Consider the following 14,906-nt stretch of genomic DNA (forward strand, 5'->3'; position numbering starts at 1 on the left):
CATGTACAACAGGTTATTAAAAATCTTGTGCTCATGTTTATTCGGCGCCACAGCTCTTAGTATTTCCTTTATAGCACAAGCTGAGAGAACGATTAATTTCTATCAAAATCAATCAGCTACTATTCCTGACAAACCAGAAAAAATCGCAACTAGCTGGAATGCACATAATGCTATTTTGGCCATGCTAGGGGCTGGAGATAAAATTGTATCTACCACTGACCTAGTTAAAACGATCCCTTTTTTTACCGAAATCGTGCCTGCAATTAAAACCGCATCAATTTCAAGTAAAGGCAATAACGATACGCTAAATATTGAAGCATTGATTATGAGCCAACCTGAGATATTTTTTACAACAGGCAAGCTTTCGGATCCGCAATCTATTGCTTTAAAAAATGCGGGTATTGCAGTTGTTACTCTAAAATCAGGATCAATGGACGCATTATTAAAAAGAACACTGATAACAGGAGACATTTTAGGTAATGAAAGTCACCAGCTGGCACAAGATTATCTTATTTACTTTGAACATAACAAAGTGTTAGTGAGTAATGCTGTTAGTGATATTGCAAAAAAAGCGCCTATGAAAGTTTACCATGCTTTTGGCGCGCCTTTAAGAACCTCTGGCTCACCTTCTCTTAATCATGATTGGATAACCCTTGCTGGTGGCGTTAACATCGCAGAGCATTGGTTTGATACTGTTCCTAGCCGAGCAGGAGAAGTAACTTTAGAACAAATTATTCACGCTGATCCTGATGTCATTGTCACTATGTATGCAAAAGATGCAGATACAATAAAAAATGATCCGTATTGGCAATCGATAACCGCAGTGCGAGAAGGACGTGTTTACACAAACCCTAAAGGATTATTTTGGTGGTGTCGTGAAACAACAGAGGAAGCACTACAATTTGTTTGGTTAGCAACGTTACTTTATCCTGAACAAACTCGACAGATTGATATCGAAAACGAGACAAAACAGTTTTATCAAACTTTTTTTAATATAAAACTGAATGATAAGCAGCTCCGTTTTATTCTCACACCTATCGACGATTAGCACTACGTATTTGGGTATTTTTATCACCTAATCAACTGAGATTAGGTGATAAATCAAAATTTCATTTTCAGCTTAGATTACATCAGACGGCAAAAATTGATCTAGCATCAGTTTGACTAACATGCATTAATTTTCATTAATAAATGAAGCTGAATACATTTTTTGTCATTACTCCCATAATCCGCGTTATTTATATCAGTAGCGATGCTTGGAATGTTACCAATAAATAGGCAATCTAATAGAATATAGGTAATTATGCAGAGGAAGTAATAACTAATGATAGGTATGTTAGCTGTTTTTTATACATAGTTATTAATACCGATAGGTTATTTATTTTTAGTTTAATAACACAGGTTTATTTTAATAGAACAACATTGCAATTTATTAATATTTAAAAATACGACTCGATAAAAATGTAAAATGCCCTATAAGGGCATTTATTTCATTTAGAGGCTATCATTTGTATTTAATAAGATAATTCTCATTAATAAATAATTAGATTCAACTTTCTATATAAGAGTTTTCTTACTCACTCTAACTATTTTTAAATGATTTAACTTTCTAAGTTAAGAATAATCTTAGAAAATAGAAAGTGCTTTGCTATCGAAGTGAGATGGAATATGTTGTTCATTACGTTCAGTTTCTTGAACCATGCCACCCATAACCTCTTCAAAGAAGCCGCCAATATTAACGCCTAATACTTCAAGTACTCTTACTAGGCAATCAATATCTATACGATTAACACCACGCTCGTAACGAAATAATTGTTGTTCACTAATATCAATCTCTTTTGCTAACTGGAATACAGTATAACCTTGAGATTTTCTTAATGACTTTATTTTTTGTCCAACAGCATAAGCGACTGGATACTTGCTACTCATAATATTTCTCGCTTTTCACTTTGATTGATATCTAAATTTATAATGATGTGCATTTTTACAATAAAATATAAAATCATATATTATCGAATGCACTTTTTGTTTTAATAAAATATAATTTTTAGTAGATAAGAAATATTACAATTCATAACATGACTTATCATATGTAAATAATATACTACGCATTTAAACACTTTCAACTAGTCAAAAAAAGATAATTCAAACTTGTCAATTCACTCGGTATAGTTAAAAACACCTAGGATAAGCAATTAATATCTTACACTTCAATTAGTTAAAATAATTAATTTATAAAAACACTCTTTTTTTTCCTTAAACTTTACTCATAAGTTGGATTAAACAGCTAAAAAATAGTTAATTTACAGAATAAAAATTCACTTTGAATAAAAATAAGTCAAGTTATGTTAGGTGAATTTATTTAAAATAATAAATTAACCTAAGAAATAGAGTGTTTTTATTCTCTTTTATAAAAGAATATAAGAAATCTCAATACATTTAGTAAAAATAGAAAAATAAACATGAATATATATAAAAAACAAATGATTACATTGATTTCATAATTAAATAAGACCAACATCACTCTTTAAACATTTGTTAATTAATTTATATAAGCATAAACCCTTAGATCTTTGAGTAAATAGTTTTTTAAAATGAATAATAATTATCATTTCTGAATAATTAGTAATTAGCATCACACTAATTAAATTTTAAATTCATATTAATTTACTCATATCTTGTTCATTGTATAAAATAAAAAACTCTTTATTAGATAAAACTGAAACTTTGTTATTGAAAATAATATAACCACTTTAATCATATAGTTATTGTTGTTTTTTATAAGTTAAATTGATATTTCTTTCTATCATAATCCTTACCAACGCCCTTCTTTTCTTTTCACGCATAAGCGAACAGCAAGAAAAATCTTATGTCCGCATTTATCACAACTAAAGGGAAATGGATGAAATATTAATCTAATATTTATGTTATTTATCATGATCTAATTTTGTTAAAAAACCAGAAATAATACTTACCTTATTCCTACGTAATAACACCTATTTAGCATGGGAGTTATTCTTACCCCACAATAAACATTAATATTTTTATATAATTTATATTCCTGCTGCATGCACAAATTTCTCTAATTATGGTGAAAAATGAAATTTACCACTCTAAGACAAATCAGTAATAGATAGAAAAAGATGTTTTTGCTTTATATCACATATTTTGAAGAGTATTATCATATTAAGATTGATAAATATCAAATCGCCAGGAAAATAAAATAAAAATCAATTAGTTACATTTAAATTAGCGACAAAATGCATACTAATTTGATTAAACTAAAAATTAAAAGATACAATTAAATTTAACCATTTATATTTAATCTTATTAAAGTTGAACAGTAAAAAAGTGAATAATATCAATTAGAACACACAATAAGTTCTTCATTTTATTATTAGGGGTTTTCGAGTGATGGATAGTGAGCTTTTTAATCAGCGCGTCAGAGTAAAATGCTGCAAATCACTCACTTTACGTTAATAAAATTATAATAGAAAAGAGAAAAAGCTAAAAATCAATCCTTTTCTGTAACCAGATATTACGAACAAAAACAGCGTACTAGTAGGGTTCTGTAGTAATGATATTTGATTACAGCAAAGAAATTTATTTCTAGTAAATAGGCAATAATGTAGCTCGTAATCAATGCCTTTATCACGCCATACTTTGATGTTCTAACGAAACAATCAGCATTAACCTACTCCAATATTTAACTCGCACAGCCGACGATACACGCCATTTAGTGAGTAATGGTGACAATACTTAATAATAGCTTTAATACAAAAATAAGAAGGTTATAAAGGTATAGTGAAAGGATGATTTTAAAATCATAAATCTTTAGATTTGGTCAATTGCAAAACAATAAAATATTACAATAGAGTATTAAGTGGATATTTTGATGGGGAAGTAAGATGAACTGCATAAGTAAATATATGGTGGGCGGTATTGGGCTCGAACCAACGACCTCCTCCTTGTAAGGGAGATGCTCTACCAACTGAGCTAACCGCCCGCTTTGATTATTAAATGGTGGGTCGTGGGCGATTCGAACGCCCGACCAATTGATTAAAAGTCAACTGCTCTACCGACTGAGCTAACGACCCATTTAATAATTTTTGCGTAAATCTTTAAGTAACTTTGTGAATGGTGGGTCGTGGGCGATTCGAACGCCCGACCAATTGATTAAAAGTCAACTGCTCTACCGACTGAGCTAACGACCCGTCACAATGTTTTTACTTTATTTTCAGAAATGGTGGGTCGTGGGCGATTCGAACGCCCGACCAATTGATTAAAAGTCAACTGCTCTACCGACTGAGCTAACGACCCATCTCTGATTTTTACTTATGTGTGATATTGCTCGAAATAACCGGATGAAGTGGTGGGCGGTATTGGGCTCGAACCAACGACCTCCTCCTTGTAAGGGAGATGCTCTACCAACTGAGCTAACCGCCCACTTCATGATGACTAAATTCTCACTACCACGCTTTAATGTAATTGGTGGGCGGTATTGGGCTCGAACCAACGACCTCCTCCTTGTAAGGGAGATGCTCTACCAACTGAGCTAACCGCCCAATCACACTAAATTTTATTGCTTTTTTATCACGCCGAAATGAATGGTGGGCGGTATTGGGCTCGAACCAACGACCTCCTCCTTGTAAGGGAGATGCTCTACCAACTGAGCTAACCGCCCGTCGTGATGGGGTGCATTATAGGGATACTTCTCTATGAGTCAACGATTTTTATCGGATTTTTATCGTAAAAACGTTCGTTCGTTTTATTTTTAGTCAAGATGTGTTTTTTAGCACCATTACCTACACATCAATTGACCAAAGTAATCCGCTTACCGGCTCTCGTCAAACAAAAAATCGACAATATTAAATTTTTATTCTTGTTAAAAGCTTAATGTCATTGAGGAATTAGCATCCAGTGATAAAATAAGCCAACAACTTCGTTTTTTTGATAATCACGATTACTTATCTATATAAGTAAGACGTACTAAGGCAATCCCAATGAGTAAAATAAAAACCCGTTTTGCACCAAGTCCTACTGGCTATCTACACGTTGGTGGTGCGCGTACCGCACTTTATTCCTGGTTATATAGCCGTCACAATAAGGGCGAGTTTGTACTGCGTATTGAAGACACCGATTTAGAGCGTTCTACTCAGCCAGCCATTGATGCAATCATGGACGGTATGAATTGGTTGAACCTAAATTGGGATGAAGGCCCTTACTATCAAACCAAACGCTTTGATCGCTACAATCAAGTTATCGATCAGATGTTAGAAGCGGGTACGGCTTATCGTTGTTATTGTTCTAAAGAACGTTTAGAACAACTTCGTGAAGACCAAATGGCTAAAGGTGAAAAACCCCGCTACGACGGCCGTTGCCGTCATGGTGAACATGTTCACACTGAAGGTGAGCCTCATGTTGTCCGGTTCTTAAATCCACAAGAAGGCTCTGTTATTTTTGATGATAAAATTCGTGGCCCAATTGAATTTAGCAACCAAGAACTTGATGATCTGATTATTCGCCGTACCGACGGTGCACCAACTTATAACTTCTGTGTTGTTATTGATGACTGGGATATGGAAATTACCCACGTTATCCGTGGCGAAGACCATATCAATAATACACCTCGCCAAATCAATATATTAAAAGCATTAGGTGCACCTGTACCTGAATATGCTCACGTGTCTATGATCCTTGGTGATGACGGTAAAAAGCTATCTAAACGTTATAATGCAGTTAGTGTTATGCAATACCGTGATGATGGTTACTTACCAGAAGCATTATTAAACTACTTAGTGCGTTTAGGTTGGTCTCATGGTGACCAAGAGATCTTTACTATTGATGAAATGGTTGAGCACTTCACTTTAGAAGCTATCAGTAAATCAGCAAGTGCCTTTAATACAGATAAATTGCTGTGGCTAAACCATCACTATATCAATACATTACCTGCTGAAAAAGTAGCTGTTTATTTAGATTGGCATATCAAACAGCAAAATATTGATACGAGTAATGGCCCATCATTAGTTGAATTGATTAAATTACTTGGCGAACGCTGTAAAACATTAAAAGAGATGGCTGAAAGCTGTCACTACTTTTATGTAGATTTTGATGCTTTTGAGGAAGCGGCCGCTAAAAAACACTTACGTCCTGTTGCCCGTCAGCCATTAGAAGTTGTTCGTGATAAGTTAGCTAAAATCACAGATTGGACAGCCGAGAATGTGCATCAAGCAATTCAAAATACCGCTGATGAATTAGAAATCGGGATGGGTAAAGTCGGAATGCCACTACGTGTTGCTGTAACTGGTGCGGGTCAATCTCCTGGCTTAGATGTCACTGTTCACGCTATTGGTAAAACACGAAGCATTGCGCGCATTAATAAAGCATTAGACTTTATTTCTGAACGAGAAAACCAAGCGTAATTTTTACATTTATCTCACTTATTAATGAAGATACATTCCTTATTTTAGGGATGTATCTTTTTTTTGTACTCTTTTTCAGCAATCAATAAATAATGTGAGATTAACTGATTGACAGTATTGTGCTTGTTGCCTATTATCAAGCCCGTTCCAGTATGTTGGGGCTATAGCTCAGTTGGGAGAGCGCTTGCATGGCATGCAAGAGGTCAACGGTTCGATCCCGTTTAGCTCCACCAATATACTTGCAGAACATACCACTTATGTGGGGTTATAGCTCAGTTGGGAGAGCGCTTGCATGGCATGCAAGAGGTCAACGGTTCGATCCCGTTTAGCTCCACCAAAATTTAAAAACCCTGAAGAGAAATCTTCGGGGTTTTTCTTTTCCATTATCTTCTGTGATTTATTATTGTGCAGTATAACCACCATCAATAGCGTAAAAAGCCCCAGTTGAAAAACTGCTTTCATCTGAAAGTAGAAATGCGGCTGTTTTCGCAACTTCTTCTCTGGTTGCCATTCTTTTCATTGGATGTGTGCTTGCCATCCATTCTCGTACATCATTAGGTAGCATCTGCATACGCGGTGTATCAACATAACCTGGGCCAATCGCGTTGATTCTAATTCCTTTATCGGCAAATTCTAAAGCAGCGGAGCGAGTCATACCTAAAACAGCATGTTTGGCAGCGGTATAAGCTGATATTCCTGCAATACCAACAATACCGTTAGAAGATGAAAGATTCACAATGCTCCCTCCTCCACTTTTTAATATTGCTGGAATACCGTATTTCAATCCATAGAAAACACCATTAATATCGGTGTCCATCACCGCTTTCCAATCATTTATTGGGTAATCAACAATAGAGGTATTATGCGGCCCTGTTATACCTGCATTATTGACTAAACCATGCAATGCTCCTGTCCGTTGCATTACAATATCAAACATTTCTTCCACTTGTAACGGATCACACATATCCGCTTTGATAGCAATAACTCGATTAGAAGTAGCATCAATAGCACGAGCACAATGTTCTATCTGCGCTAAATTCCGCCCTGAAATAAATACCATTGCACCACGCTGGTACAATAATTGAGCGATGCCTTCGCCAACACCCGTACTTGCACCTGTTACAAGTACAACTTTATTCTCAAAATTATTCATTTCTTAATACCTTTCTTTGTTACTTGTTAAAAAAGCAATGATTAATAAGCTCTTTGTTGTGTTGGATCTTGGATTTAAAGCCTTAAATAATTAACCAAAGTTAACTATATACAAACAGGGTATTTGATTAACCTTAGTTAATCAATATAAAGTTTATATGCCATAGTTGAACTGTTACTATTAACTTTAGTTAAAATGAATACATAGAGTGATTATTGATGAACCAAGAAATAGAACTAGAAAATGCACTATCACTATTACAGTGCACACTTGTTGCGCAGCGTACACGTTATAGCCCAGAGCTAGTCACTTGGGGGCAATATGATATTTTAGAATTATTACGTTTACGTGGTGATTTAACGCCTTCACAACTTAGTGATGAATTGGCCATTTCACGCCAAAATCTGTCTAAGTTTATGAGAGGATTAAAAAGGTTAGGATTTATTGCCCAATATCAGTCTGAACAAGATAAACGCGAGTTTATTACTCATTTAACTGAGGCAGGAAAAACATTTTTAGAAAAAGCGGCATTAGGCCGCAAACAAAATGCGCTAAAAGTCAGTGAAAGCTTAACACAAGGAGAGCAAGCCATTTTTATTGAGTTAAGTCATAAAATTATTGCAGCGCTAGCGAGCGAAAAATAACGCACTGATCTCATTTAGTTACAGCCTACCCGCGATTCTGCTTTAACGGCTTTAGAAGCTCTTCTAAGCCATCTATTTTAATAGCTAGAGTCATTTCCATTAATTGCCCTAATTTACCTTCTGGAAAGGCGCTTTTTTTAGCAAACCACAGTAAATACTCTTCAGGCAGATCCACCAACATACGCCCTTTATATTTACCAAATGGCATCTGTGTATTAGCAATATCAATTAAGTGCTGTTTTTCTAGCATTGTTTTATTTTCACTTTTTCCCATAAATATTAATTCGATTATAAGGGAATTTTACGATAAAAAAAGCAGCCCTAAGGGAGCTGCTTTTATTTTTCTGTTACTTGTTTTACCAGTTGCGCGATTTACATTGTTATTTAATTCACATGCTATTTATCTAATTTAGATTTTATTAGACAAATAGACCTGCGATAGCTGCTGATAAGAAGCTAACTAATGTTGAACCGAACAATAATTTCAGGCCAAAACGAGAAACTACGTTACCTTGCATTTCGTTCAAACCTTTAATCGCACCTGCAACAATCCCGATAGAAGAGAAGTTAGCAAATGAAACTAAGAATACAGACAGAATACCTACAGAGCGTGGAGTAAGTTCTGCGGCTACATCTTGTAGGCTACCCATTGCAACGAATTCGTTAGAAACCAATTTAGTTGCCATGATACTACCAACACGTAATGCATCTTGTTCAGGCACACCAATAACCCATGCTAATGGATAAAAAACATAACCTAAACAATCTTGGAAGCTAATACCGAAAATCATACTGAAGATGGCGTTAACCGCAGCAATTAAGGCGATAAAACCAATCAGCATAGCAGCAACGATTAATGCTACTTTAAAACCAGCTAAGATATATTCACCTAACATTTCAAAGAAGCTTTGGCCTTCATGTAGATTACCCATTTGAATGTCTTCTTCATTCTCAACTGAATATGGATTAATAACAGAAAGGACGATAAATGTACTGAACATATTCAGAACCAGTGCAGCAACAACATATTTTGGATCTAACATTGTCATGTATGCACCAACTATCGACATTGATACCGTCGACATTGCTGTTGCAGCCATAGTGTACATACGACGTTGAGACATTTTGCCTAATACATCTTTATAGGCAATAAAGTTCTCTGATTGACCAAGAACTAATGAACTTACGGCGTTGAAAGATTCCAATTTTCCCATACCGTTCACTTTAGACAGTACAGTACCGATAATACGGATCACGAAAGGTAATACTTTTATATGTTGAAGAATACCAATCAATGCAGAAATAAAGATAATTGGACATAAAACATTCAAGAAGAAGAACGCTAAACCACCTTTCATCATGCCACCGAATACGAATTCTGTACCCTGTGCTGCATAACCTAATAAGTGATCAAATAATCCAGCGAATCCACGAACAAAGCCTTCACCAACATCAGAGTTGAGGAAGAACCATGCTAATGCTAATTCAATTACTAATAACTGCACGATATAACGCAAGCGGATCCCTTTGCGATTATTACTCGCAATGAATGCTAATGCGCCGATAACGGCAAGTGCCAAAACGAAGTGAATGATAGAGGACATGCATGCTCCAAAAATAAAAATAAATCTTGAGGAGCATTTTATGTAACGCGTAACATTAGGATGTGATTTTCATCACAATATCATGAAACTATATACACACTATTTATTAAATAAGATAGGTTGATCACACTTTGTGGGTATTTGAAGAAGTGCAAATTGTAAATTTAGCTTAAGTAAAAAGTGTTACTGAGAGGCTTTCTCAGTAACACAGAGTAGATACTAGAGTGGTTATTCCGAGAGATCAAGTAATCTTATCATTTCATCTTCATCAATGACGGTAACACCTAACTCATTAGCTTTCACCAACTTAGAGCCTGCCGCTTCTCCTGCAATCACCATATCTGTCTTTTTAGAAACACTACCACTCACCTTTGCACCTAGCGCAACAAGCCTATCTTTTGCTTCATCACGTGTTAGTTGTGAAAGTGATCCTGTCAATACCACTGTTTTACCAGCAAAAGCATTATCACCTGCTTTATGAGTCACGATAACTGGGGCTGCCCAAGTTATTCCTGCATCATGAATTAGTTGATCAATAACTATTTTGTTGTGCTCTTCTTGGAAAAAATTCACAACATGTTTAGCCACAATATCGCCTACATCAGGTACTGCTTTTAAAGCATCAATATCTGCATGACGAAGTGCGTCGAGTGTCGCAAAATGTGTTGTTAAACCATTTGCTGTTGCTTCCCCTACTTCTCGTATTCCAAGCGCGTAAATAAAACGTGCAAAAGTCGTAGATTTGGCTTTTTCTAAAGCATTAATTAATTTTACTGCTGATTTTTCACCCATTCGTTCTAGACCCGCTAATATTTTCGCATCTAAACGGAAAAGATCAGCCGGCGTTTTTACGTATTCTTTTTCAACAAGCTGGTCGATAATTTTATCACCCATGCCATCAACATCCATTGCACGGCGTGAAACAAAGTGTTTTAACGCTTCTTTACGTTGAGCACCACAAATTAAGCCCCCCGTACAACGCGCAACAGCTTCTCCTTCAATACGTTCAACGTCTGATTGACAAATAGGGCACTGGGTAGGAAAAACGATTTCCTGAGCATTTTCAGGGCGTTTTTCTTCAATCACACTAACAACTTGTGGAATAACATCGCCTGCACGACGAATAACAACCGTATCGCCAATACGAAGCCCTAAGCGTTCAATTTCATCTGCATTATGGAGTGTCGCATTACTCACAATCACACCCGCAACCTGTACAGGTTCTAGGCGTGCAACAGGTGTTATTGCCCCTGTACGACCGACTTGGAACTCGACATCTTTGATGACGGTTATTTGTTCTTGAGCTTGGAATTTGTAAGCAATTGCCCAGCGTGGTGCTCTTGATACAAAACCTAATTCTTCTTGTAGTGCAATATCATCGACTTTGATAACTACGCCATCGATATCAAAACCTAAATTAGGGCGAATTTCTTCAATGTGCTGATAAAAAGCTAAAACAGCTCTACTGCCAGTGCAGAGTTTTACTGCATCACTAACGGGTAATCCCCATTTTTTAAACTGCTGCAAGCGCTCATAATGGCTTGCAGGTAATTCACCACCTTCAAGCACGCCCACGCCATAGCAAAAGAAAGTGAGTGGACGTTTGGCCGTAATTCGAGGATCTAATTGGCGTAATGATCCAGCTGCCGCATTACGTGGGTTAGCAAATACTTTACCGCCAGTACGTCTTGCTTCTTCGTTTAAATGTTCAAAGCCTTTTTCAGTCATAAAGACTTCACCACGAATTTCAATACGAGCGGGGATATCATCACCATATAAACGCAGAGGGATAGCCTTAATGGTTCTCACATTTTCAGTGATATTTTCCCCTGTAGTACCATCGCCTCGAGTTGCAGCTTGTACTAACACACCATTTTCATACAGTAAGCTGACCGCTAAACCATCGAGTTTTAATTCACAGCAAAAGGTGATTTCTTGATTATTTTTTAAGCGGTCACGTACTCGTTTATCAAATGCCTCATAAGTCGCTTCATCGAAAGCATTATCTAGAGAAAGCATAGGTATTTCATGTCTAACTTGCTCAAATGCCGTTAAAGGCAGAGCACCAACTCGTTGAGTTGGAGAATCAGGTGTAATAAATGACGGGTGTTCAGTTTCTAATGCTTTTAGCTCATTCATTAAGCGATCATATTCAGCATCAGGAATTTCGGGTGCATCCATGACATGGTAGAGATATTCATGGTGACGTAAGGTAGCGCGAAGTTCATCAATACGTTGTTGGATATTTTTATTCATGAGTTATATCACCAAAGAAGAAAAACCCCCGCAAGCGGGGGCTTTTTTACAAATAAAAGTTATTGATTTAAATCTAGCGTCCTACGTATTCTAGATTTATAAAGCTCGATTTTTTGTGGTGTAAGTAGTTTGCGCTCGTCATCCAGCACAACACCACCCACATCAGAAGCAATCCGCTGAGCGGCTTGCAACATCAATTTGAAGTTTTGATTAGCATCGCCATAAGATGGCACCATCATAAACATTGAAACACCCGGCGTGGTTAATTCTGCCATTGTCTCTATGTTGAATGTACCCGGTTTTACCATATTCGCTAAACTGAATAAAACAGGCCCATTACCTGATGGATTTAAATGACGATGGAAAATATTCATAGCACCAAACTGGAACCCTGTTTGAAGGATGCTCTGCATAAGAATTTCGCCATCTAACACTTGCCCATGATGCGCACTCACATTCAATACTAAGACTAGCTCTTTTTCAGCCGGAGGATGTGCTGATGTATCTTCAGCGTCTTCCATTTCAGGGTGAGTATCAAGATGAGGTTTAGCCTCTGAATGAGTAATATCAGCACTCAATGCATTATCTGATAACGGGTTATCAGGTTCAGCAATATGATCTGAGTGAGTCGCATGAGAAAAAATAGCTTTCTCTTCAACATAAATCGTTGTTGCTTCTCTTGGCTCACCCTTAACAACAGTGGCATTTTCTTTTTCAATAGCATCAAAAACACCAAGACTAGGTTCTTGTTGTGATGATGTATCGTTAGAATGCCCATGTGTCGGGGATCCAGACAATAATGGATCTTTACCAACCTCTGATATTTCAGGTTCAAATGTACTCTCCACTTTTATTGGCGGTACATTCTCTTCTTTTTCAGAAGTGGATAAAGATGATGTCTGATGGCTAGCCTCATATGGTGGCTCGTCATCGTTCTCATCTGACTGATAATTCTGTTTCTGACGTTTTACTGGGCGATTACGGAAAAGCTTGGAGCGCTCTTTTCGACCAATCCATAAGCCGTGTAATAACAAAGCTATGATTAAAATCGCACCAACAACGATTAATATCAGACGCAAATTTTGCTGCATCATTTCTATCTCTGTTGTCTTGAGGTTTAATAGCCACGTTGGCGAATATTCTTTTACTAAGAGTATTTGCCAATGCTTATAAGTGCAAGCCAATACTTAATTTTCTTGTCACAAAGATACACTCTTCAATCTCTTATGCGCATTTTTTAGACAATTAGTGACTAGTAAGGCTGATTATCTCTCTATATGATACTAGCTTGCACTCATAGGAGAGAATAGGAAGTATGACAAATTTGACTGAAACGACTAAAAATTTAAATGGATTTCATTATTTTGCTCTTGGCTGGCGTTTAATCACACGCTCAGGGTTAAAGCGTTTTGTTATCTTACCTTTACTTGCCAACATTATTATTCTCGGTAGCGCGTTTTGGTGGTTATATGGCCAAATTGGTGACATGGTCAATTGGATGATGGAAAAAGTACCAGATTGGCTACAGTGGTTAAGTTATTTAATTTGGCCACTCTCTGTCATTTTTATTTTATTGGTATTTACCTACTTCTTTAGCACCATAGCAAATATTATTGCATCCCCTTTTAATGGCTTACTCGCTGAGAAACTTGAAAGCCAAATTACCGGTATTGCGCCACCAGATACGGGTGTTATGGGAATTATGAAAGATGTTCCTCGTATTTTAAAACGAGAATTAACCAAAATAGCTTATTATCTTCCAAGAGCTATTGTTTTGTTATTACTCTATTTTATTCCAGTAGTAGGCCAAACTGTCGCACCTATTTTATGGCTTGTCTTTGGTGCATGGATGATGGCAATTCAATATAATGACTTTCCATTTGATAATCACAAAATATCATTTGCAGCAATGAAATCCTCTTTAAAACAGGATAAATGGAATAACCTACAATTTGGCTTTGTGATTAATATTTTTACCATGATACCTATTTTAAATTTAGTCATCATGCCAGTGGCAATTTGTGGCGCAACGGCAATGTGGGTTGATCGTTATCGCAACCAGCATATTGAAAAAGGCCAATGGTAAATCACTTTTAAATAAGGCTCCTTAGTTGGAGCCTTATTTTTCTTATTCGCCCGAATTAATAAGCGAATGGATATATTCTAATGTTTGTGATTCATCCATAGGTTCGCGTTCATTAATTCCCATTTCAAAAATATTCAAGACAGAATCTAATTTTTCTAAAATCTCTTCATCATCATGAACACAGAGAATATAGCCATTTTCAAATGGAGTAAGATCCACTAATCGTAATCCTTTTTCCGTTAAAAAATGGTTGATATATTCCAAATAAGGCAGCTCATAAGGCAACATATAGGGGTCAACACTCACTTCATCCCACTCTATATTTTCAACTTGCGATAAAATGAGTGCGCTAGGTGATTGTGAAAAAGTAACTTGCTCTAAAGATTTTAATTCTGGTATTTCACCGAAATATTCTGTCCATTCAACGTAATCCATTAATCCTTGAGCAGAAAGCGACTCATATAACCAATTTAGGACATCTTCCTGAGCATCTGATTCCGGTGTGTTTTCACGTAATGCTTGAGCGTCTAATTCGGGAATTGCTTGTTCTAATACCTCGATTAACTCATCTATCGTTTCCATGTCTACCTCAGTGTTTATAATAAACAGACTCATAATTTATCCTGATTATCATCATAACATTCATCACTATAATTAATATGTGGAATTTCTCACTTTGTATTGATTAGATTTTTTTGGAATAAAAAGTAGAAATAGTTATAAGGATATTCATAAAGCTTA

Annotated in this window: 11 protein-coding genes and 9 tRNA genes; 6 read left to right on the plus strand and 14 right to left on the minus strand. The window is 36.2% G+C overall.

Translation table 11 applies throughout. The annotated features are described in order from the left end of the window. Nucleotide 1: 1 nt before the first annotated feature. Nucleotides 2–1,048, plus strand: coding sequence for an ABC transporter substrate-binding protein (locus M997_RS12965; RefSeq protein ID WP_064720532.1), 1,047 nt, complete (start codon nucleotides 2–4; stop codon nucleotides 1,046–1,048). A 578-nt stretch (nucleotides 1,049–1,626) separates the two neighbouring features. On the opposite strand, the gene M997_RS12970 is transcribed toward M997_RS12965, so the two are convergent. The 8 genes from M997_RS12970 to M997_RS13005 form a co-directional block, all read right to left on the minus strand. Continuing rightward, entirely contained in the window at nucleotides 1,627–1,929 is a 303-nt protein-coding gene (locus M997_RS12970; protein WP_064720533.1) for a helix-turn-helix domain-containing protein, read from the minus strand. A gap of 2,001 nt (nucleotides 1,930–3,930) precedes the next feature. Continuing rightward, nucleotides 3,931–4,006 (minus strand) — tRNA-Val (locus M997_RS12975). A gap of 15 nt (nucleotides 4,007–4,021) precedes the next feature. Continuing rightward, a tRNA-Lys gene (locus tag M997_RS12980) sits at nucleotides 4,022–4,097 on the minus strand. Nucleotides 4,098–4,138: 41 nt separating this feature from the next. Further along, nucleotides 4,139–4,214 (minus strand) — tRNA-Lys (locus tag M997_RS12985). Between the two features lie 30 nt (nucleotides 4,215–4,244). Next, nucleotides 4,245–4,320 (minus strand) — tRNA-Lys (locus tag M997_RS12990). A gap of 50 nt (nucleotides 4,321–4,370) precedes the next feature. Further along, a tRNA-Val gene (locus M997_RS12995) sits at nucleotides 4,371–4,446 on the minus strand. Nucleotides 4,447–4,489: 43 nt separating this feature from the next. Then, a tRNA-Val gene (locus M997_RS13000) sits at nucleotides 4,490–4,565 on the minus strand. Between the two features lie 43 nt (nucleotides 4,566–4,608). Continuing rightward, nucleotides 4,609–4,684: transfer RNA gene (locus M997_RS13005), tRNA-Val, on the minus strand. A 319-nt stretch (nucleotides 4,685–5,003) separates the two neighbouring features. On the opposite strand from M997_RS13005, the gene gltX reads away from it, so the two are divergent. The 3 genes from gltX to M997_RS13020 all read left to right on the plus strand — a co-directional run bounded on the left by gltX (nucleotide 5,004) and on the right by M997_RS13020 (nucleotide 6,759). Beyond that, the gene (gltX, locus tag M997_RS13010) at nucleotides 5,004–6,422 is read left to right on the plus strand and encodes a glutamate--tRNA ligase (protein ID WP_064720534.1); all 1,419 of its coding nucleotides are present in this window, start codon (nucleotides 5,004–5,006) and stop codon (nucleotides 6,420–6,422) included. Between the two features lie 157 nt (nucleotides 6,423–6,579). Next, a tRNA-Ala gene (locus M997_RS13015) sits at nucleotides 6,580–6,655 on the plus strand. Between the two features lie 28 nt (nucleotides 6,656–6,683). After that, nucleotides 6,684–6,759: transfer RNA gene (locus M997_RS13020), tRNA-Ala, on the plus strand. Between the two features lie 63 nt (nucleotides 6,760–6,822). Here the strand turns inward: M997_RS13020 and M997_RS13025 are convergent. After that, entirely contained in the window at nucleotides 6,823–7,575 is a 753-nt protein-coding gene (locus M997_RS13025) for an SDR family NAD(P)-dependent oxidoreductase (protein ID WP_064720535.1), read from the minus strand. A gap of 218 nt (nucleotides 7,576–7,793) precedes the next feature. On the opposite strand from M997_RS13025, the gene M997_RS13030 reads away from it, so the two are divergent. Further along, a complete protein-coding gene (locus M997_RS13030) occupies nucleotides 7,794–8,219 on the plus strand; it encodes a MarR family winged helix-turn-helix transcriptional regulator (protein ID WP_082918445.1) in 426 nt (141 codons plus the stop codon). Nucleotides 8,220–8,244: 25 nt separating this feature from the next. Here M997_RS13030 and M997_RS13035 read toward each other — a convergent pair whose 3' ends face one another. The 4 genes from M997_RS13035 to zipA all read right to left on the minus strand — a co-directional run bounded on the left by M997_RS13035 (nucleotide 8,245) and on the right by zipA (nucleotide 13,173). Then, entirely contained in the window at nucleotides 8,245–8,469 is a 225-nt protein-coding gene (locus M997_RS13035; RefSeq protein ID WP_064720599.1) for a DUF3820 family protein, read from the minus strand. Nucleotides 8,470–8,638: 169 nt separating this feature from the next. Continuing rightward, nucleotides 8,639–9,823 carry a NupC/NupG family nucleoside CNT transporter gene (locus M997_RS13040; RefSeq protein WP_064720537.1) on the minus strand — a complete coding sequence of 395 codons (1,185 nt, stop codon included), beginning with the start codon at nucleotides 9,821–9,823 and terminating at the stop codon, nucleotides 8,639–8,641. 228 nt (nucleotides 9,824–10,051) lie between these two features. After that, nucleotides 10,052–12,079 carry an NAD-dependent DNA ligase LigA gene (ligA, locus tag M997_RS13045; RefSeq protein WP_064720538.1) on the minus strand — a complete coding sequence of 676 codons (2,028 nt, stop codon included), beginning with the start codon at nucleotides 12,077–12,079 and terminating at the stop codon, nucleotides 10,052–10,054. 59 nt (nucleotides 12,080–12,138) lie between these two features. Next, nucleotides 12,139–13,173, minus strand: a complete 1,035-nt coding sequence (gene zipA, locus M997_RS13050; protein ID WP_064720539.1) for a cell division protein ZipA — start codon at nucleotides 13,171–13,173, stop codon at nucleotides 12,139–12,141. Nucleotides 13,174–13,394: 221 nt separating this feature from the next. Between zipA and cysZ the strand changes: the two genes are divergently transcribed. Continuing rightward, nucleotides 13,395–14,165, plus strand: coding sequence for a sulfate transporter CysZ (gene cysZ, locus M997_RS13055; protein WP_064720540.1), 771 nt, complete (start codon nucleotides 13,395–13,397; stop codon nucleotides 14,163–14,165). 42 nt (nucleotides 14,166–14,207) lie between these two features. On the opposite strand, the gene M997_RS13060 is transcribed toward cysZ, so the two are convergent. Next, a complete protein-coding gene (locus M997_RS13060) occupies nucleotides 14,208–14,780 on the minus strand; it encodes a hypothetical protein (RefSeq protein ID WP_248846340.1) in 573 nt (190 codons plus the stop codon). Nucleotides 14,781–14,906 lie beyond the last annotated feature (126 nt).

The organism is Proteus hauseri ATCC 700826, assembly GCF_001654965.1.
Classification (GTDB): Bacteria; Pseudomonadota; Gammaproteobacteria; order Enterobacterales; family Enterobacteriaceae; genus Proteus; species Proteus hauseri.

What these genes read in the sequence shown, in the direction of transcription:
- M997_RS12965 (WP_064720532.1), top strand. Translation starts at nt 2, where the DNA reads ATGTACAACAGGTTATTAAAAATCTTGTGCTCATGTTTATTCGGCGCC.
- M997_RS13025 (WP_064720535.1), bottom strand. Translation starts at nt 7,575, where the DNA reads ATGAATAATTTTGAGAATAAAGTTGTACTTGTAACAGGTGCAAGTACG.
- M997_RS13040 (WP_064720537.1), bottom strand. Translation starts at nt 9,823, where the DNA reads ATGTCCTCTATCATTCACTTCGTTTTGGCACTTGCCGTTATCGGCGCA.
- zipA (WP_064720539.1), bottom strand. Translation starts at nt 13,173, where the DNA reads ATGATGCAGCAAAATTTGCGTCTGATATTAATCGTTGTTGGTGCGATT.
- M997_RS13030 (WP_082918445.1), top strand. Translation starts at nt 7,794, where the DNA reads ATGAACCAAGAAATAGAACTAGAAAATGCACTATCACTATTACAGTGC.
- M997_RS13060 (WP_248846340.1), bottom strand. Translation starts at nt 14,780, where the DNA reads ATGAGTCTGTTTATTATAAACACTGAGGTAGACATGGAAACGATAGAT.
- cysZ (WP_064720540.1), top strand. Translation starts at nt 13,395, where the DNA reads ATGACAAATTTGACTGAAACGACTAAAAATTTAAATGGATTTCATTAT.
- ligA (WP_064720538.1), bottom strand. Translation starts at nt 12,079, where the DNA reads ATGAATAAAAATATCCAACAACGTATTGATGAACTTCGCGCTACCTTA.
- M997_RS12970 (WP_064720533.1), bottom strand. Translation starts at nt 1,929, where the DNA reads ATGAGTAGCAAGTATCCAGTCGCTTATGCTGTTGGACAAAAAATAAAG.
- gltX (WP_064720534.1), top strand. Translation starts at nt 5,004, where the DNA reads ATGAGTAAAATAAAAACCCGTTTTGCACCAAGTCCTACTGGCTATCTA.
- M997_RS13035 (WP_064720599.1), bottom strand. Translation starts at nt 8,469, where the DNA reads ATGCTAGAAAAACAGCACTTAATTGATATTGCTAATACACAGATGCCA.